Source organism: Pseudomonas sp. H3_A02, assembly GCF_054671965.1.
The window spans coordinates 1-17,801 of sequence record NZ_CP162807.1; the positions used below are offsets into that span (position 1 = coordinate 1).

15 protein-coding genes and 1 pseudogene are annotated in these 17,801 nt (G+C 61.5%); 2 read left to right on the top strand and 14 right to left on the bottom strand.

What is annotated here, in order from left to right; all coding sequences use genetic code 11:
* Positions 1-6: 6 nt before the first annotated feature.
* Positions 7-270: pseudogene (locus tag AB4N80_RS00005) on the top strand (DUF1698 domain-containing protein); the annotation flags it as partial.
* 397 nt (positions 271-667) lie between these two features.
* Here the strand turns inward: AB4N80_RS00005 and tadA are convergent.
* From tadA to treP, 8 genes are all read right to left on the bottom strand, one after another.
* The gene (tadA, locus tag AB4N80_RS00010) at positions 668-1,165 is read right to left on the bottom strand and encodes a tRNA adenosine(34) deaminase TadA (protein WP_122568785.1); all 498 of its coding nucleotides are present in this window, start codon (positions 1,163-1,165) and stop codon (positions 668-670) included.
* Entirely contained in the window at positions 1,165-2,541 is a 1,377-nt protein-coding gene (locus tag AB4N80_RS00015) for a multicopper oxidase family protein (protein ID WP_072408147.1), read from the bottom strand. The genes tadA and AB4N80_RS00015 overlap by 1 nt, the downstream gene beginning before the upstream one ends.
* A 152-nt stretch (positions 2,542-2,693) precedes the next feature.
* Entirely contained in the window at positions 2,694-3,101 is a 408-nt protein-coding gene (locus tag AB4N80_RS00020) for a DUF6632 domain-containing protein (RefSeq protein WP_122568786.1), read from the bottom strand.
* 138 nt (positions 3,102-3,239) lie between these two features.
* Complete coding sequence (locus AB4N80_RS00025) at positions 3,240-3,527, bottom strand: PTS transporter subunit EIIB (RefSeq protein ID WP_305491752.1); 288 nt, start codon at positions 3,525-3,527, stop codon at positions 3,240-3,242.
* A gap of 2 nt (positions 3,528-3,529) precedes the next feature.
* The gene (gene ptsP / locus AB4N80_RS00030) at positions 3,530-6,064 is read right to left on the bottom strand and encodes a phosphoenolpyruvate--protein phosphotransferase (RefSeq protein ID WP_460080110.1); all 2,535 of its coding nucleotides are present in this window, start codon (positions 6,062-6,064) and stop codon (positions 3,530-3,532) included.
* 71 nt (positions 6,065-6,135) lie between these two features.
* The gene (locus AB4N80_RS00035; RefSeq protein ID WP_122568789.1) at positions 6,136-7,359 is read right to left on the bottom strand and encodes a maltoporin; all 1,224 of its coding nucleotides are present in this window, start codon (positions 7,357-7,359) and stop codon (positions 6,136-6,138) included.
* A 142-nt stretch (positions 7,360-7,501) separates the two neighbouring features.
* Positions 7,502-9,148, bottom strand: a complete 1,647-nt coding sequence (gene treC, locus AB4N80_RS00040; protein ID WP_460080113.1) for an alpha,alpha-phosphotrehalase — start codon at positions 9,146-9,148, stop codon at positions 7,502-7,504.
* A gap of 71 nt (positions 9,149-9,219) precedes the next feature.
* Positions 9,220-10,662: a PTS system trehalose-specific EIIBC component gene (treP, locus tag AB4N80_RS00045; RefSeq protein WP_354338055.1), complete on the bottom strand. Its 1,443-nt coding sequence runs from the start codon at positions 10,660-10,662 to the stop codon at positions 9,220-9,222.
* Between the two features lie 245 nt (positions 10,663-10,907).
* On the opposite strand from treP, the gene treR reads away from it, so the two are divergent.
* Positions 10,908-11,612: a trehalose operon repressor gene (gene treR, locus AB4N80_RS00050; protein ID WP_122568792.1), complete on the top strand. Its 705-nt coding sequence runs from the start codon at positions 10,908-10,910 to the stop codon at positions 11,610-11,612.
* A 33-nt stretch (positions 11,613-11,645) separates the two neighbouring features.
* On the opposite strand, the gene AB4N80_RS00055 is transcribed toward treR, so the two are convergent.
* The 6 genes from AB4N80_RS00055 to AB4N80_RS00080 form a co-directional block, all read right to left on the bottom strand.
* On the bottom strand, positions 11,646-12,170 hold the full coding sequence (locus tag AB4N80_RS00055) for a helix-turn-helix transcriptional regulator (protein ID WP_122568793.1): 525 nt from the start codon (positions 12,168-12,170) through the stop codon (positions 11,646-11,648).
* Positions 12,171-12,174: 4 nt separating this feature from the next.
* Complete coding sequence (locus tag AB4N80_RS00060; RefSeq protein WP_354338053.1) at positions 12,175-12,450, bottom strand: hypothetical protein; 276 nt, start codon at positions 12,448-12,450, stop codon at positions 12,175-12,177.
* A gap of 386 nt (positions 12,451-12,836) precedes the next feature.
* The gene (gene guaA, locus AB4N80_RS00065; protein WP_122568795.1) at positions 12,837-14,414 is read right to left on the bottom strand and encodes a glutamine-hydrolyzing GMP synthase; all 1,578 of its coding nucleotides are present in this window, start codon (positions 14,412-14,414) and stop codon (positions 12,837-12,839) included.
* A gap of 79 nt (positions 14,415-14,493) precedes the next feature.
* Complete coding sequence (guaB, locus tag AB4N80_RS00070) at positions 14,494-15,963, bottom strand: IMP dehydrogenase (RefSeq protein WP_354338051.1); 1,470 nt, start codon at positions 15,961-15,963, stop codon at positions 14,494-14,496.
* A 244-nt stretch (positions 15,964-16,207) separates the two neighbouring features.
* Positions 16,208-16,756, bottom strand: coding sequence for a sugar ABC transporter ATPase (locus AB4N80_RS00075; protein ID WP_354338049.1), 549 nt, complete (start codon positions 16,754-16,756; stop codon positions 16,208-16,210).
* Between the two features lie 70 nt (positions 16,757-16,826).
* Positions 16,827-17,594: a sulfite exporter TauE/SafE family protein gene (locus tag AB4N80_RS00080; protein WP_460080124.1), complete on the bottom strand. Its 768-nt coding sequence runs from the start codon at positions 17,592-17,594 to the stop codon at positions 16,827-16,829.
* Positions 17,595-17,801 lie beyond the last annotated feature (207 nt).

Sequence of the window (17,801 nt, forward strand, 5' to 3'; positions counted from 1 at the left end):
CACCAGGTGCTGGTGCCCGAGGACCGCTACGCGCAGATGCGCAACGTGTGGTTCCTGCCGTCGGTCCCGGCCCTGGAACGCTGGCTGCGCCGCGCCGGGTTCAGTGACGTGCGTTGCGTGGACGTGAGCCTGACGACCGTGGAAGAACAGCGCAGCACCGAGTGGATGAAGTATCAGTCGCTAAGCGACTTCCTCGATCCCGCCGACCACAGCAAAACCATCGAAGGGCTGCCGGCGCCGAGGCGGGCGGTGATTGTGGCGCGGAAATAAATCGCCCAGGCACCACAAATCCCACTGTGGGAGCGGGCTTGCTCGCGAAGGCGGCAGCACATTCAACACGAATGCAAGCTGACCCACCGCTATCGCGAGCAAGCTCAGCTCCCACAGGGATTGTGGTGAACGCAAGATCTGTGGACACCCGGGACCCCATGTGGGAGCTGAGCTTGCTCGCGATGGCGGCAACACATTCAACATGAATGCAAGCAGACCCACCGCTATCGCGAGCAAGCTCAGCTCCCACAGGGATTGTGGTGAACGCAGGATCTGTGGACACCCGGGACCCCATGTGGGAGCTGAGCTTGCTCGCGATGGCGTCGGACCATTCAACCTCTATGTGACTGACACGCCGCCTTCGCGAGCAAGCCCGCTCCCACAGTGGGGGACAGCGTCAGTCTGAGGATTTGGCTCTTCGGGCCTTGAAGAACTCACTCAGCACCGTACTGCACTCCTCAGCCAACACCCCGCCCTCGAACATCACCCGATGGTTCAGGAAACCCTGGCTGAAAAACTGCCCCTGGCTCTGGACGATACCAGCCTTGGGTTCCAAAGCCCCGTAGACGACCCGGGCGATGCGCGAGTGGACGATGAGGCCGGCGCACATGCTGCACGGTTCCAGCGTCACGTAGAGGGTGCTGCCGGGCAGGCGATAGTTGCTCACCGCCTGGGCGGCGGCGCGGATGGCGACCATTTCCGCGTGGGCGCTGGGGTCGTGGCCGCTGATCGGGCAGTTGAAGCCGCGCCCGATGATCTCGCCGTCCTGCACCAGCACCGCGCCCACCGGCACTTCGCCCAGGGCGGCGCCTTGGGCGGCGAGGGCCAGGGCTTCGCGCATGAAGTCCTGGTCACGGCTGCGGTCGATGATTTTGGCGGGGCGAATCTGACGCATCACGCCACCTCGATGGCGGCCATCAGGCCGGTTTCCATGTGATCGATCACATGGCAGTGGAACATCCACACGCCTGGATTATCCGCCACCAGCGCCACCTGCGCCCGCTCGTTCTTGCCCAGCAAGTACGTGTCAGTGAAATACGGCACGACCTTGTGCCGGTTCGACGCGATCACCTTGAAGCTCATGCCGTGCAAATGGATCGGATGCTGGTACTGGGTCATGTTCTTCAATTCAAAAATGTAGCTCTGGCCTTTCTTCAGCGTGGCGATCGGCCGGTCGGCGCAGGTCTTGTCGGTGATGTCCCAGGCCTTGCCGTTGATCTGCCAGAGGCTTGGCGGCTTGCCGTTGTCGACATTGACCGACACCGAGCCGACCCATTCGAAATTGAAGTTGAGTTTCTCGGCATTGGCCAGGTCCGGCTCGGACACCGGATTGGCGGGCAGTGCCGGTGGCCACTGGGTCGGTGCGTCACTGTTGGGCACCGAACGCAGCGTCCCCAAGCGCACCGGGCCGTTGCGCAACGACAACTCTTCACCGGCCGGCGGCGCTTTGATCGCCAGGCAAATGCGCATGCCTGGGCCAAGCCAGTATTCCTTGCCCAGCGGGCGCGGTTCGATGGGGTTGCCGTCCAACGCATAGATCTGCGCTTCAACGCCGGGGATGTTGATGCGGTAAGTCAGGGTGTTGTCGAGGTTGAGCAAACGCACCCGAGTGATCTGCCCGGCCGGCAGGTCAATCACCGCCTGGGGCACGCCGTTGATGGTCGCCAGCCGCCCGGCCGTACCGCCACGCGCCGCCTCGCGGGGAATGCTGAACGCGACAAACTCGCCCTGCTCATCCACATGCCAGCTCTTGAGGCTCAGGGTCTGTTCATATTTGAAGCCGGTGGGCTCGCGCTCTTCGATGATCAACGGCCCCACCAGTCCACGCCCGAGCTCTTCGCTGCTGTTGACGTGGGGGTGATACCAGTAGCTGCCGGCGTCCGGCACGCGGAACTTGTAATCGAAATACTCTCCCGGCAGCACCGGCAGTTGCGAAACATACGGCACGCCGTCCATCTCCAGCGGCAAACGGATCCCGTGCCAATGAATGGTGGTGGCGACCGGCAGGTGGTTGATGAAGCGTACCCGCAACCATTCGCCCTGGCGCACCCGCAACTCGGTGCCCGGTGCCGAAGGACCAAACGCCCAGGCCTGGGTCTTGTGCCCGGCCACCAGTTCGACGTCCAGAGGCGCGGCGATCAATTCATAATCATGACCAGCTTCTGCGTCGGCCCTCTTGCCCAGCCAGTACCGCGACGCGCCGCCTGCACCCACACCAACGACAACAAGACCGGCCAGGCCACCGAGTATTTGGCGACGGGTAAAGGACATGAAGCGACCACCTCTTGAATCTGCGACGGACCATGGGGCCCGCAAAAGGCGAATACGATACACCCGCAGATGAGAAACAGTAAGGCCAGCTAAAATGAAAAAAGCCTCATGGAAGTTATCCACAAGGCTTTTGATTAGCGCCCCACCCGGGGTCAATCAGGCAGCAAACGCGCTTTCTCGCCCCGCGGTGTAAAAAAAGCCAGCGCCACCGCGACGATGAATAACGCGGGCACATCGCCCAATAGATGGCCGTATTGGCTCGCCCCGTCCATCCCGACGCCAAACGACTGCACCGCCATGATCGCGCCGTGCACGACGCTCGACCACACGGTGAACCAGATCAGGCTCAGGTGTTTCATCGGTTCGCGAGACGCCATCAGCAGGAACACGCCGAGCGTCGCGTAAATTCCGACGATCATCAGCGGATAGTCGGAATGGCCGCTGTGCCACGCCCAGCCGGACGGCCACAGCATCATCAACGGCCAGATCGCGAAGACGGCAATCAGACCGACCACGACCAAAACGATGCGCAAGGCGGCGAGTTTTTGAGTGTCATTCATGGCAGGCTCCTTATTGCGGCATATCGTTTGCCGCAATGGGTGCCAGGAGTATAGAACGCGTGAGGAACTCCCACCGATCTCCCTCGTGGCGAACCGCTTTTGTGGCTCTCACTGGGCTGCGCAGCAGCCCCCAAAAAGTCAGCCCGGCAAGCCGGTAATCAGATGCACCACACCGTTGTCCAGCATCATCACCCCCATCACACCGGCGACGCTCAACCCGGCCCGATCGATCCGCGTCACGTCCCGCAGTTCTACCCGCAGCCGCGTCAAGGCCACGGGTTGATGGGACTTGAGGTTTTCCGCGCCGCCCAACGCGGCAATGATGGCTGGCGCCAGCCCTTCAACCGCTGGCGACTGCTTGGGCTCTTCGGGTACCAGGTCCGGGGTCAGGGCTTTCCAGAAAGCCTGTTGCAGTTTGTCGAACATGTTCAATGCTCCGTGGCCAAGGTGGCCGGGTTGGCGGTGGATGAGTGAGTACGCAGGAGGTCACGCACCTGCTCCGCGCTTTCCTGGGCCAAGGCCTGTTGAGCCAGCGTGCGGCACTCGCTCAGGCTCCATTCACGCACGCAGGCCTTGATCGACGGAATCAGCGGCACGCTGACCGACAATTCATCCACGCCCAACCCTAACAACACCGGCACCGCCAGGGGTTCCGAGGCTAGCGCGCCACACACCCCAACCCACTTGCCGTGGGCGCGAGCGGCTTCGACCGTACGGGCGACCAGGCGCAACACCGAGGGATGCAGGCCATCGGCCTGGCTGGCCAGACGCGGGTGGTCACGGTCCATGGCCAGGGTGTATTGGGTCAGGTCGTTGGTGCCGATGGAGAAGAAATCCACTTCAGGAGCAAACAGGTCGGCCATCAGCGCCGCCGCCGGCACTTCGATCATGATGCCCAGCTTCGGCGCCTGCTTGAGTCCCAGGTGGCGGACCTCTTCGTCCAGCATCTGCCGCGCCAGGCGCAGCTCCGCCAATTGCGTGACCATGGGCAACATGATGTGCAGCCGTGCCAACCCCGAACAGGCAAGAATTGCCCGGAACTGTTCGCGCAGCAACTGCGGCCGTTCCAGGCACAGGCGAATACCACGCATGCCCAGGAATGGGTTGGCCTCATGAGCCATCGGTACATAGGCCAGCGGCTTGTCGCCGCCCACGTCCAGGGTGCGAACCACCAGGTTGCGCTCAGGCCCAAGCGCCCGGGCGACGGCGCTGTAGAGGGTCGCTTGCTCGTCATGGCCAGGTGGGTGCGCGCGATCCAGATAGAGCAGTTCGGAGCGCAACAGTCCCACGCCTTCGCCTCCCAGGGCCATGGCCTGCTCCACGTCCCGCAGCGACCCAACATTGGCACTGACTTCGACGCGATGGCCGTCAAGGGTCCGAGCCGCCAGGGCCGACTGTTCCAGGTCACGCTGATGTCGCTGGCGCTGCCGGTCACCCGCGGCCTGACGTTGCTCGATCAGGACCTGCTCCGGATTGACGTGCAATTCGCCGCCGTCGGCGTCCAGCAACACCCGGGTGCCGTTATCCAGGGCCAGCACGGATTGCGCCACGCCACACAACGAGGGCAGGCCCAGCGCACGGGCCAGGATCGCGACATGGCTGGTAGCGCCGCCGCCCACGGTGACGAAACCGGCGATGCGTGAGGTGTCGAGGCTGGCGGTCTGGGACGGCGTCAGTTGCTCGGCCACCAGGATCGCCTGTTCAGGCAGGTTCCAGGCGTTGTCCTGCACCCCCAGGATCAGCTTGAGCACCCGTTGCCCGACATCGACCAGGTCCGTTGCGCGCTCGGCCAGCAAAGCGCTGCCCAATTGCTGGAACAGCGCGGCGCTCGCCTCGGTGGCGGTTTTCCAGGCGAATGCCGCGCTCTTGCCCTCGGCGATCAAGGCTTGGGCCTGCTCCAGCAAGGTGGGGTCTTCCAACAACTCTTGATGGGCCCGAAAAATCTGCGCCTGGACGCTGCCCGCCGCCTCGTCCTGCAAAGCCTTCAAGGCTTGCGTCGCCTGCTCCAATGCTTGATCCAGGGCCGCCTGCTCAGCCTCGATGCCGCCGCCCGCCTCGTCGATGTCCCACACCTGGGAGGCGATCTGGACCACTTCGCCAAACGCCGAACCGGACGACGCGCAGACGCCCCGCAGCCGGTCGGGCAGCGACGGTTCGACGGTCATGGTCGGCTCCAACGCCAGCGGCGCTTGCACCGTTTCGCCGCATCCCGACAGCAGCAACTGTTCCAACGCCTCGATGGCCTGCCCGGCCTGGGGGCCGACGGCACTGATCTGCACGCGGTCACCCTTGGCCGTCTGCAACGCCATGATCGCCACCAGGGACTTGGCGTTGGCGCTGGCTTGCTGTTTATGCAGTTGAATAGTGGCCTCGAACCCCTTGGCCGCTTGGGCGAGCACCGCGGCAGGACGGGCATGCAGGCCGCTTTCATTGGGCACGATCAGCGGCCGGGAAAACAGCACCGAGCCCTGCTGCGCCTCATCAACCGCCCCTTGCTCACCTGAGCGTACCTGCAACAACGGCGTGCCGCTTTCGACGCAAGTCGCCTCGTCCACAAGTAGGCGGAAGGGTTCGCCGCTGACCACCAGCATCAGCGTCAACAGACTGCGCGCATGCAAGGCGATGTAGTCGGCATCGAAATCGATCAGCGGCTGGCCGGCCTCGACCCGTTGCCCCATTGCCACCCGCGAGGTGAAGCCCTTACCCGCCAGGTTGACCGTGTCCAGGCCGATGTGCATCAGTACCTGGACACCGTTGTCAGCGGTGATACTCACCGCATGGGCGCTGTCCTGAAGTGTGCCGATGACGCCGGACAGCGGCGCGCAAAGGGTCTGCGAGGTCGGATCGATGCAGATGCCATCCCCCACCACACGGCTGGAGAAGACTGGATCCGGCACACTGTCCAAAGGCATCAGGACCCCGGACAGCGGTGCGAGCAATTGCAAAGGTTGCGTTGTGTTCATGACTTCACCTGCTGCTGTCTATTCTTTTCGCATCGCGGGCACGCAGCGATCAGCGACCCGCGCTACACGGGTCATTTCCACCAATATTCGACCTGCAGGCCCACGTTGGAACCATGTCGCGCACCGCCAAACGCACCGGTGTCCGACAGCGCCGAGCCAGCAGCCAGTTCATTGGCTGCTCGCTGGGCCGCCGCGTTCCAACTGGCGTAGGTGTAATAGAGCCGTATTTCCGGGCGAGCCCAGAATTCCGGGCCCTTGGGCGACCAGGTGGGCGCGAAGGTGAATTTGCTCAGCTTGCGTGTTCCATCGCTGGCCTGCACCTGGTCGTGGCCCAGTTCGGCCACCAGCTTGAACTGGTCGGTGATGGCGTACGCCGGGCGAACGCCCAACGACACCCAGTCCTGGTCGGCGCCGTCGGGGCGGATGTCCTTCTGGTACACCGCCTGCACCTGCCCGCCAAAACGCGGCGTGACCTGCCAATCGAAAAACTCCACCAGACGATAGCTCTTGTTGCTGTCGTCCAGCCCGGTATCGCCGGTATACCCCAGCCCGGTGCCTGGGCCCTCGCCGTACTGCAAGGCCAGTTTATTCTTGCCGCCCAGGAAGTCCTGCTGCACATGCTGGGCAGTCAGTGCCCAACCGCGATGGGCGTCACGACGGTCCGCCCGGTCGATGAAGCTCAGGCCAAATTCCAGCTCGCCGCCGGGGTTGGTATTGAAACCGGCGACGTTGAAGTCATGCCGGTTGACCGGGTCTTTCTGGTACAGGTTGTCCTTGCGCGAGAAGGCGTAGCTGTATTTCAGCCCACCGATCAGCACGTCCTCGATCCCACCACCGGTGGCGCTCTGGTTCCAGTAGTAGAAATCCGAGATATGGATGTCGTTACGTTTGTAGTAACGCCGACCGGCCCACAACGACCCGCCGTTCAGGCTAGGCATGTTCGACCATTGGGCATACATCTGCGGCATGCGGGCCGAGCCGTTTTCACCCTGGAAAGTCGGCGTGCGGTCATAGCGGTTGTACAGCGATGCCATGCCGTCCACGCTCAACACCGAGCCATCGTCGAGGGTGAACAGGTCCTGGCGCAGCTCCAGTTCCCCGTACTGCTCGCACTCGTTACCCAACCGATATTTAGTCTGCGCCCCGGGTAGCTGGAAGCAGGACTGGGAACGGCCATTGGTCGCGCTGCCGACGCCGCTACGCAGATAACCGGAAAATTCCAGCGCCTGAACCGAGGACGGCAGCGCCAGGCAGATACAGGACGCGGCCAGGCCACGGTTTATTATTGTTTTCATACGCCTCTCCATTGTTTCTTATTGTTTTTTTGCTCCATGACTTCCCCCTATTTGCCGCTTGGTTGACGACAAAGGGCCCACGATGCGTCTGGCGCAACGTGTTCGCTGTCAGGCAGTCCCTGGGTCAGGGGAAATTTTTTATTCAGTCGCTCAAGTGCAGCACGAACGACTCGTAGGGCCGCAGACGCAGCCGTCGGTATCGGTGTTCGCCGGCCTCGTAGTTGCCGATCACCCAGCGTTGTTTGGTGTCATGGGTGAGGACTCCTTCGGGCAGCTCCACCTCGCAGTCATCCCCATAAAAATGGCTGACCACCAGCAGGCGCTCCCCCTGCCCTTCGCGCAGGTACGCCCACACGTGTGGATGCTCAGGCAGCAGCAGGCGGTAGACGCCGTCCTGGATCAAGGCTTCGCTGCGACGCAGGGCGATCAGCTCACGGTAGTAATGCAACACCGAGGTCGCGTCTTCTTGTTGTTGCTCGACATTGATGAGAGCGGCGTTGGCCGGCACGCCAATCCAGGGTTCGACCCGGCTGAAACCCGCGTTCGGCCCGGCATTCCATTGCATCGGCGTGCGCCCGTTGTCACGGGACTTCTGCATGATCGGTGCCATGGCCTCGGCTTCGGATACGCCGGCGTTGCGCTTGAGGCGATAGATGTTCAGGGTTTCCACATCGCGGTATTGCTCGATGTGCTCGAAGCCCGGATTGGTCATGCCCAATTCCTCGCCCTGGTACACGAACGGCGTGCCCTGGAGAAAGTGCAACGCCGTGGCGAGCATCTTCGCCGAAGGCACGCGGTATTCACCGTCATCACCGAACCGCGACACCACCCGCGGCTGGTCATGGTTACACCAGAACAGCGCATTCCAACCGTCACCGGCCTGCATGCCGACCTGCCAGTCGGACAGGATGCGTTTGAGCTCGAGAAAATCGAAGTCGGCCCGCACCCACTTTTGCAGGTTCGGGTAATCCACCTTCAAGTGATGGAAATTGAAGGTCATCGACAGTTCGCGCGAAGCCGGACAGGAGTAACGAACGCAGTGCTCAAGGCTGGTGGACGACATCTCGCCGACGTTGATCAGGTCGAAACCCTCGAAGACTTCCCGATGCATTTCCTGCAGGTAGCGGTGCACGTTGGGGCCGTCGGTGTAGAAGCGCCGGCCGTCGGTGTGGTCGTCAGGGAAGTCGGCTGGCTTGGAGATCAGGTTGATCACATCGAGACGAAAGCCCCCTACCCCCTTGTCCCGCCAGAAACGCATCATCTTGAACACTTCGGCGCGCACCTGGGGGTTGTCCCAGTTCAGGTCGGCCTGGGTATGGTCGAACAGGTGCAGGTAATACTGGCCGGTCTGCGCTTCGTACTCCCAGGCCGAGCCGCCGAACTTGGACTCCCAGGTGTTCGGCTGGTCCCGCCAGATATAGAAATCGCGGTACGGGTTGTCGAGGCTGCTGCGGGCGGCCTGGAACCAGGGATGCTCGATGGAGGTGTGATTGACCACGATGTCGAGCATCAGCTTGATACCGCGCTTGCGTGCCTCGGCGATCAACAATTCGCAGTCGGCCATGGTGCCGTAGCTGGGATCGATGGCGTAGTAGTCGCTGATGTCGTAGCCATTGTCCCGCTGCGGCGAACGCAGGAACGGCGTCAGCCACAGGTAGTCCACACCCAGCCAGTGCAAGTAGTCGAGCTTGTCCACCACCCCCAGCAAATCACCGGTGGCCTGGCCGCCATGGCTGTAGAAACTCTTGGGATAGATCTGGTAGATCACCGAGCGTTGCCAGTCTTGCATGTGCGTTTCCTTCAGTCTGTTTGTACCGGCCTTACAGGCCTCATCGCGGGCAAGCCCGGCTCCCACAGGGCTCAGGCCACCCGATACCCCGGCCGAACGATCTTCATGCTCAATGCACAGGTCAGGGCAAAGGGCACGCTCATGGCGATGACCATGCCGACCACGAACATCGGTATGTAGTCAGGCACGATCGAAATGAAACCCGGCAGCCCCCCGACGCCAATCGCCGAGGCCTTGATCTTGTTCAACGACAGGAAAATACAACCCAGGGCCGAGCCGGCCAGGGCGCAATAGAAGGGGAACTTGTAGCGCAGGTTGACGCCGAACATCGCCGGCTCCGTGATCCCGAAATAGGCGGAAATCGCCGAGGTGGACGCCATGCTCTTGTCCCGCGCATTGCGGGTCATGTAGAACACCGCCAGCGCCGCACTGCCCTGGGCCAGGTTGGACATGACGATCATCGGCCAGATGAACGTGCCGCCCTGGGTCGAGATCAACTGCAGGTCCACCGCCAGGAACATGTGGTGCATGCCGGTCACCACCAGCGGTGCATAGAGCAGGCCGAAAATCGCCCCGCCAATCACCGGCGCCAGGTCGAACAGCGCCACCATGCCTTCAGTGATCAGAATGCCCAGGTGCCGGGTGACCGGACCGATGATGGCGAGGGCCAGTACCCCGGTGATCACGATGGTGGTGATGGGGATCACCAGCAGTTGGATCGCGTTGGGCACCCTGGCCCGCAACCATCGCTCGATCACACTCATGACATAGGCCGCCAGCAGGATCGGCAGGATCTGCCCCTGGTAGCCGACTTTCTCGATCCGGAACCAGCCGAAGATGTCGAAGTACGGCAGGCTCTGGCCTTCCAACCCCGCCACGGCCTTGCCGTAGTTCCAGGCGTTGAGCAGGTCCGGGTGGACGAGCATCAGGCCCAGCACGATGCCGAGGATCTCACTGCCGCCGAAACGCTTGGCCGCCGACCAGCCCACCAGGGCCGGGAGGAAAACGAAGGAGGTATTGGCCATCAGGTTGATCAGGCTCCAGACGCCGTCCAGGTTCGGATAGGCATCGAGCAACGTCTGCCCGGCAATGAACATGCCCTTGGCGCCCAGCAGGTTGTTGACGCCCATCAGCAGGCCGGCGATCACCAGGGCGGGCAGGATGGGCATGAACACATCGGACAGCACCCGCACCAGGCGCTGCATGCCGTTGCCCTTCTGTGCGCCCTGGCGCTTGACGTCGGCAATGGTCGCGGCGGTCAGGCCGGTCAGTTCGCGCAGGGCGGCGTAGACCTTTTCCACCTCGCCCGGGCCAATGACCACCTGGAACAGGCCACCGGTAAAAAACGAGCCCTTGACCAGGTCGACCTGGTTCAGCGTGGCACTGTCCACCCGGGCCGCGTCCTTGAGGGACAAGCGCAGGCGCGTCACGCAATGGGCGGCCTGCTCGATATTCTCGACGCCACCCAAGCTTTGCAGCAGCTCACTGGCGATTTTGGGGTAATCGTGGCTCATGCTTTTTTCTTCCGCGTCATTCTTGTTATTGAGAGTCGACAGCACGTGGAAGAGAAAGTACTCGTCTGTACGAGTTAAATCAACAACTCGTACAGACGAGTTGTGTTTTTGTTTATGATGAGCCCCCGAAAATCGCGGAAACGTCCTACGCTCCTGTCGGCGAATAATGACAGCCGAATGGACAAATCCCCCATTTGGCCCGTAAGGTTCCGCCCCGGTGAACAGCGCGGTACAGAGCCCTCTCCATGAGTAAATACAACCAGATCTACAACGATCTGCTGACCAGCATTACCACCGAACGCCTCGAGCGAGGCGCCCGCCTGCCCTCCGAAACCGAACTGATGGACAGCTATCAGGCCAGTCGTGGCACGGTGCGCAAGGCCATCGAACAACTTCAGGAGCGCGGCTTCGCCCAGAAGATCCACGGCAAAGGCACCTTCGTACTGTCCACCCAACCCATCGAATTCCAACTCGGCGGCATCGTCAGCTTCCAGGAGACCTACCCGCGCCTGGGCAACGATGTCAGCACCGAAGTGGTCGAGTTCAGCCAGTTGCCGTTGGAAGGTGCCTTGCTTGAACACATCAAGGCACCCGCCGGCAGCCAGGTCACCCGCATCAAACGAGTCCGGCGAATCGATGGCAAGCGCGTGATCCTGGACATCAACCACTTCGTCAGCGACGTGATCCCCGGCCTGACCCGCGACATCGCCGTGCAGTCGATCTACGCCTTTATCGAACAGACCCTGCAGCTGCAGATCGCCTACGCCCAGCGCACCATCGAAGCGGTCCGCTGCGCCAAGGACGACCAGCAACACCTGGACCTTGAAGGCCAGAGCCATGTCATCGTGGTGAGTAACCAGACCTTTCTTCAGGACGGCCGACAGTTCGAGTACACCGAATCGCGGCATACGCTGGATAAGTTTTATTTCTCGGATGTGGCGCGGCGGTGAACACAGAAAGCCGTGTGGATACGGGTTCAACTATCACCCAACCAAAGCTTCCAACTCTTCGCAAGCCAGACCAGGTAACCGCCGACTTTCTTTCGCAACGTTAACCTGCAACGCCACCTGGGCCACATCCAACACGTCCTTGGTAAGCGGATAGCTACCCTTGGCCTGCAACCAGGTCAGCACGTCCGCCAAATGCCAGATAGATGCACTCCCCTCGTGAACCGGTGTCGGGAAGCTACCTGGATGGGCCAACATCAGCTTGCGCATGTTCTGCCGAGACACACCTACGATCTCAGCTACATCGGTCAGCCCTACCAAATCAGGCGCTACCTCGATCAATTTGGCCGACGGCACCGCACGATGTACGTCGGCCAGAGCGCTAAGCACTGCCTTGACCGCCTCAGGAGCATCGCGAGTGAACTCAAGCGCCAGTCGCCCCGGCTGCCCGATGCCGACCAGGGCATCGTCGCAGCCCGCTTCTCCCAAGCGCTCGATCAGTTCATCCATGGCACAGCCATCGTCAGCAAGCTGATATTTCAAGGTAAAAATATATTCCATTGTTCTATTCCTCAGCATCGTCATCAGCGACACGCCGATTGCGATGCGCAGTGCAATTGTCCACGACGCGTCGTAATGCTCGCGCATGGTTGCCAGGGTTCTTCGGCGTGCACCATATCGAAGTGATGCAGAACTCGCCGCAGCGGCACGTCTCATCGTTGTACGGGCAATAAACCCGTCCCCAGGCGTGACTGCCACCAACTTCTATGCGCCACCCCTGCCCTTCGGCATGCCTAAGCGCTTCTTCGATTTCTTTCTTCGGGTGCGTTGGACGAATCATCCGTGATCTCCAGTATTCGCATGAGCCGCAAGGTTGTCAAATGACAACCAAAGCATCTCCTTCAAGCGGCGCCACTCAGCAGCGTCTCAACGAGGAGATAGGTTGGCAGGTGACAGGCCCTCGTGAACCATACGGTGAAATACTCTTGGGCCATGCCGCCCGATGATAAGCGTTTCCGGGACACCGCTAAGGCGGGTAATCGTAGCGAAAGGTGACGGCACTGCCCTCCCATTACCGTCACGCTAGGTCATTAGGAGCGGAAGCTGATGAAGTCTGGCATTGAGCCAAAATGAAAAAAGCCCCATGGAAGTTATCCACAGGGCCTTTGTTCAAAACGGGCGCCAGGGCCAATAGCGGCCGCCAGCAGTCAGATATCTAAGCCTGACTCATTCCCACTCAATCGTCGCCGGCGGCTTGCTCGACACGTCATACGTCACGCGAGAAATACCTTCGATTTCATTGATGATCCGCCCGGAAACGGTTTCCAGCAGCTCGTACGGCAGGTGCGCCCAGCGAGCGGTCATGAAGTCGATGGTTTCCACGGCGCGCAGGGCCACGACCCAGGCGTAGCGACGGCCATCACCAACCACGCCCACCGATTTCACCGGCTGGAACACCACGAAGGCCTGGCTGACCTTGTGGTACCAGTCGGCCTTGCGCAGTTCTTCGATGAAGATATGGTCGGCGCGACGCAGCAGGTCGGCGTATTCCTTCTTCACTTCACCGAGGATCCGCACGCCCAGGCCCGGGCCCGGGAATGGGTGGCGGTAGACCATGTCGTACGGCAGGCCCAGTTCCAGGCCGAGACGACGCACTTCGTCCTTGAACAGTTCGCGCAGCGGTTCGACCAGCTTGAGGTTCATCTCTTCCGGCAGGCCACCGACGTTGTGGTGGGACTTGATCACGTGGGCCTTGCCGCTCTTGGCGCCGGCCGACTCGATCACGTCGGGGTAGATGGTGCCCTGGGCCAGGTACTTGATGTTGTCCAGCTTGCAGGATTCGGCATCGAACACGTCGATGAAGGTGCGGCCGATGATCTTGCGTTTCTTCTCCGGGTCGGACTCGCCGGCCAGGTTGTTCAGGAACTGCTCTTCGGCGTTGGCGCGGATCACCTTGACGCCCATGTTCTCGGCGAACATGGCCATCACTTGCTCGCCTTCGTGCAGACGCAACAGGCCGTTGTCGACGAAGACGCAGGTCAGTTGGTCGCCGATGGCTTTGTGCAGCAATGCGGCAACCACCGAAGAGTCCACGCCGCCGGACAGGCCCAGCAGCACGTTATCGGTGCCGACCTGGGCGCGGACCTGGGCGATGGCGTCTTCCGCGATCTTCGACGGGGTCCACAGGGCTTCACACTCGCAGATGTCGAGGATGAAACGCGACAGGATGCGGCCGCCCTGCTTGGTGTGGGTCACTTCCGGGTGGAACTGCACGCCGTAGTAACGGCGGTCATCGTTGAACATGCCGGCAATCGGGCAGCTCGGGGTGCTGGCCAGGATGTGGAAGTCTTCCGGCATCTTGGTGACCTTGTCACCGTGGCTCATCCACACGTCCAAGCCGAACAGGCCGTCGGCGTCGACGTGGTCCTCGATGCCGTCCAGCAGGCGGCTCTTGCCGACCACGTCGACGCGGGCATAACCGAACTCACGCAGGTCAGAACCTTCGACCTTGCCGCCCAGTTGTTCAGCCATGGTCTGCATGCCGTAGCAGATACCGAAGACCGGCACGCCCAGGTCGAACACCGCTTGCGGGCAGCGCGGGCTGTTGGCTTCGTGCACGGACTCGGGGCCGCCGGCGAGGATGACGCCTTTAGGCGCGAATTCGCGAATCGCTTCGTCATCCATGTCGAACGGATGCAGTTCGCAGTACACGCCGATCTCACGCACGCGGCGGGCGATCAGTTGGGTGTACTGGGAACCGAAGTCGAGGATCAGGATGCGGTGAGCGTGAATGTCGAGGGCCATGACTCATTCTCATGTAGTGAATCAGAAACAACTCGGGGCTGAATGAACAGCCCCGGTGATTAACGTTTTGCTGAAGGCCTTAACCTACGCGGTAGTTCGGCGCTTCCTTGGTGATCTGTACGTCGTGGACATGGGACTCGGCCATACCGGCACCGGTGATGCGCACGAATTCCGGCTTGGTGCGCATCTCTTCGATGTCGGCGCTGCCGGTGTAGCCCATGGAAGAGCGCAGGCCGCCCATCAGTTGATGGATGATGGCGCTCAGGGTGCCTTTGTACGGCACGCGACCTTCGATGCCTTCCGGCACCAGCTTCTCGGCACCCGCGGAGGAGTCCTGGAAGTAACGGTCGGAAGAACCCTGGGCCTGGGACATGGCGCCCAGCGAACCCATGCCGCGATAGGCCTTGTAGCTACGGCCCTGGAACAGTTCGATCTCGCCCGGAGCTTCTTCGGTACCGGCGAACATCGAGCCCATCATCACGCAGTAGGCACCGGCGACGATGGCCTTGGACAGGTCACCGGAGAAGCGGATACCGCCGTCGGCGATCAACGGTACGCCCGTGCCTTCAAGGGCGGCGGCGACGTTGGCGATGGCACTGATCTGCGGCACGCCGACACCAGCGACGATACGGGTGGTGCAGATCGAGCCGGGCCCGATACCGACCTTGACCGCGTCGGCGCCGGCTTCGGCCAGGGCCTTGGCGGCTTCGCCGGTGGCGATGTTGCCGCCGATCACCTGCACGTCAGGGAAGTTCTGCTTGACCCAGCGAACGCGGTCGATCACGCCTTTGGAATGGCCGTGAGCGGTGTCGACCACCACCACGTCAACGCCGGCATTGACCAGGGCGGCGACGCGATCGCCGGTGTCCTTGCCGGTGCCGACCGCAGCGCCGACGCGCAGACGACCCTGGTCGTCCTTGCTGGCCAGCGGGTAGGCCTTGGCTTTTTCGATGTCATTGACGGTCATCATGCCCTTGAGGGCGAATTTGTCGTCGACGATCAGCACGCGCTCGATGCGGTGTTTGTGCAGCAACTCGCGCACGTCGTCCTTGCTGGTGCCTTCCTTGACCGTGACCAGGCGCTCTTTAGGCGTCATCACTTGGTGCACGGAAGCATCCAGGCGGTTCTCGAAACGCACGTCGCGGGAGGTGACGATGCCGACCAGGTCACCATCGTGCAGCACCGGAACGCCGGAGATGTTGTGCATGCGGGTCAGTTCGAACAGATCCCGGACCGTGGCGTCAGCCTCGATGGTGATCGGATCCTTGACCACGCCAGCCTCGAACCGCTTGACCTTGCGCACTTCGGCGGCCTGCTGTTCGATGGTCATGTTCTTGTGGATGATACCGATACCGCCTTCCTGGGCCATGGCAATGGCCAGACGGGCTTCGGTCACGGTGTCCATGGCGGCGGAAACCAGGGGGATATTCAGTTCGATGCCACGGGTGAGACGGGTTTTGAGACTGACTTCGTTAGGCAGTACTTCGGAATAACCGGGCACTAGGAGAATGTCGTCGAAGGTCAGAGCTTCTTGGCTGATACGCAGCATCGCGGGGGCTCCCGAGCGGGAAAATGGAAGCGCGCCATTATACTCATGGACCCCGTCTGGCTCAATGTAAAACTCTGTCTATTATTGGCGGGGTGATTGACGGGCTAAAACCCGGCCCCACAGCCAACACATTCCCCTGTGGGAGCGAGCTTGCTCGCGATAGCGGTGGATCAGCCAGCAACAATATTGAATGTGTCGCCGCCATCGCGAGCAAGCTCGCTCCCACATTGGCTCATCAGTGCCTTTACAACTCCACCTTCACCCAACTCACCGGCTGATCCAGCCAATCGGCGAATTCATCAAGGAAGTCCTGCTTGAACCCCGCCTCCAGCCAGTTGTTGAAGATGAACCCCAGGTTCGAGAACCCACACGGCTGCAGGAACAGAAAACCATTGATGTCATCTTCATGACCGCATTCGGGACAGGTGAAGTTGTCGGTGCGCGCAGGCATCCAGTCTTCCAGGCTTTCGAACAACGCCTCGCCCACCTCCCGGCGACACTCGGCGCAACCGGCTTCTTCGAGAAAGCCCTTGGCCGGCGTATAGATGCAACGCTTGGTGATGATCTCCAGGCCATTGATCGATTCGCCGAATGGCAAGGCTTCGGGGTGCATGACCACGTCGCGGGCTCCGGCGGCGATGGCGTGGGCCATGCGATTGCCGGTACGTCCACAGGTGGTCAGTTGTTCTTCGACGATATTCTTGCGTACCAGCCAGCGCACGATCGCCCGGGCCCGAGGCTCGTGGACCGGCAGGGTGGAAATTTTCGGGACGATGATGCTTTGCGAATTCATGGCGAGGCCTGGCTGTTTCCCTGGCAGGGTCTGATCAAAGGCCGGCAGCTTAATCCCTGGCGGGGCCAGGTCAAGCACTCAGGTAACGTCCGATCAAGGCAATGCCGCTGGCGAGCACCAGCCAGGTCACCAATCGCACGAACGCCTCTCGCGACATCTTCATGGTCAAGCGACGCCCTACCCACAACCCCAGCGCCATGGCCGGCAACAAACACAGCGCCAATACCAGCAAGGGTAGCTCGGCATACACGCCGGCGACGATAAACAGGCTCAAGCGCACCACGGTGCTGCAACTGATCAAGGCACTTTGCGTGGCCCGGGCCGGGTCCTTGGGCAGGCGGCTGTTCAGGTAGATGGCATATAAAAAGCCGCCACTGCCAAACAACGCCCCGAACATCCCGCCCACCGTGCCCATCGGAAATGCCCACCGCGAAGACAACTGCGTCGGCCGGGTCTTTATCAACAGGCTATAGATGGCATAGCTGCTGATGAACAGCCCCATCAGCAGCAACAACAGGTCGGACTTGAGGTTGAGCAGGAAAATCACCCCGAGGGTGCAGCCCAGTGCCATGCACGGCAACAGCCGCAGCAGCTCCGGCCGGGACACGTCCCGACGCGATGGCAGCAGGTTGCCGAAGGCCGCGACAAAATCGAGCAGGACCAGCAGCGGAATGATCTTCGACAGTGGCATGAACAGCAGCAGGATGGGCGCGGCCACCAGCGCCGTGCCGAACCCGGCGATGCCGAACACGATGTAGGCAACGGAGATGGCCAGGCCGATCACCAGCCATTGCGTTGGCGCGAATGCCCATTGGCCTAGCCATGACAGAAGATTCATCCGGCACTTCCTTGATGAGGAGAGCGGGACTTTAGCCAGATGTGTCGGGGCATATCCAGCATTTGTGGTGATTGGCCTATCGCTATCGCGAGCAAGCTCGCTCCCACACTGGATCTATGTCGCACCGAAGATCAACTGTGGGAGCGAGCTTGCTCGCGATGCAGACAACCCGGTCTAATTGTCTGCACACCATTGGCGAATCCCCTT

Coding starts and splice junctions, on each gene's coding strand:
- tadA (WP_122568785.1), bottom strand. CDS start 1,165: ATGCGTCAGATTCGCCCCGCCAAAATCATCGACCGCAGCCGTGACCAG.
- AB4N80_RS00015 (WP_072408147.1), bottom strand. CDS start 2,541: ATGTCCTTTACCCGTCGCCAAATACTCGGTGGCCTGGCCGGTCTTGTT.
- AB4N80_RS00020 (WP_122568786.1), bottom strand. CDS start 3,101: ATGAATGACACTCAAAAACTCGCCGCCTTGCGCATCGTTTTGGTCGTG.
- AB4N80_RS00025 (WP_305491752.1), bottom strand. CDS start 3,527: ATGTTCGACAAACTGCAACAGGCTTTCTGGAAAGCCCTGACCCCGGAC.
- ptsP (WP_460080110.1), bottom strand. CDS start 6,064: ATGAACACAACGCAACCTTTGCAATTGCTCGCACCGCTGTCCGGGGTC.
- AB4N80_RS00035 (WP_122568789.1), bottom strand. CDS start 7,359: ATGAAAACAATAATAAACCGTGGCCTGGCCGCGTCCTGTATCTGCCTG.
- treC (WP_460080113.1), bottom strand. CDS start 9,148: ATGCAAGACTGGCAACGCTCGGTGATCTACCAGATCTATCCCAAGAGT.
- treP (WP_354338055.1), bottom strand. CDS start 10,662: ATGAGCCACGATTACCCCAAAATCGCCAGTGAGCTGCTGCAAAGCTTG.
- treR (WP_122568792.1), top strand. CDS start 10,908: ATGAGTAAATACAACCAGATCTACAACGATCTGCTGACCAGCATTACC.
- AB4N80_RS00055 (WP_122568793.1), bottom strand. CDS start 12,170: ATGGAATATATTTTTACCTTGAAATATCAGCTTGCTGACGATGGCTGT.
- AB4N80_RS00060 (WP_354338053.1), bottom strand. CDS start 12,450: ATGATTCGTCCAACGCACCCGAAGAAAGAAATCGAAGAAGCGCTTAGG.
- guaA (WP_122568795.1), bottom strand. CDS start 14,414: ATGGCCCTCGACATTCACGCTCACCGCATCCTGATCCTCGACTTCGGT.
- guaB (WP_354338051.1), bottom strand. CDS start 15,963: ATGCTGCGTATCAGCCAAGAAGCTCTGACCTTCGACGACATTCTCCTA.
- AB4N80_RS00075 (WP_354338049.1), bottom strand. CDS start 16,756: ATGAATTCGCAAAGCATCATCGTCCCGAAAATTTCCACCCTGCCGGTC.
- AB4N80_RS00080 (WP_460080124.1), bottom strand. CDS start 17,594: ATGAATCTTCTGTCATGGCTAGGCCAATGGGCATTCGCGCCAACGCAA.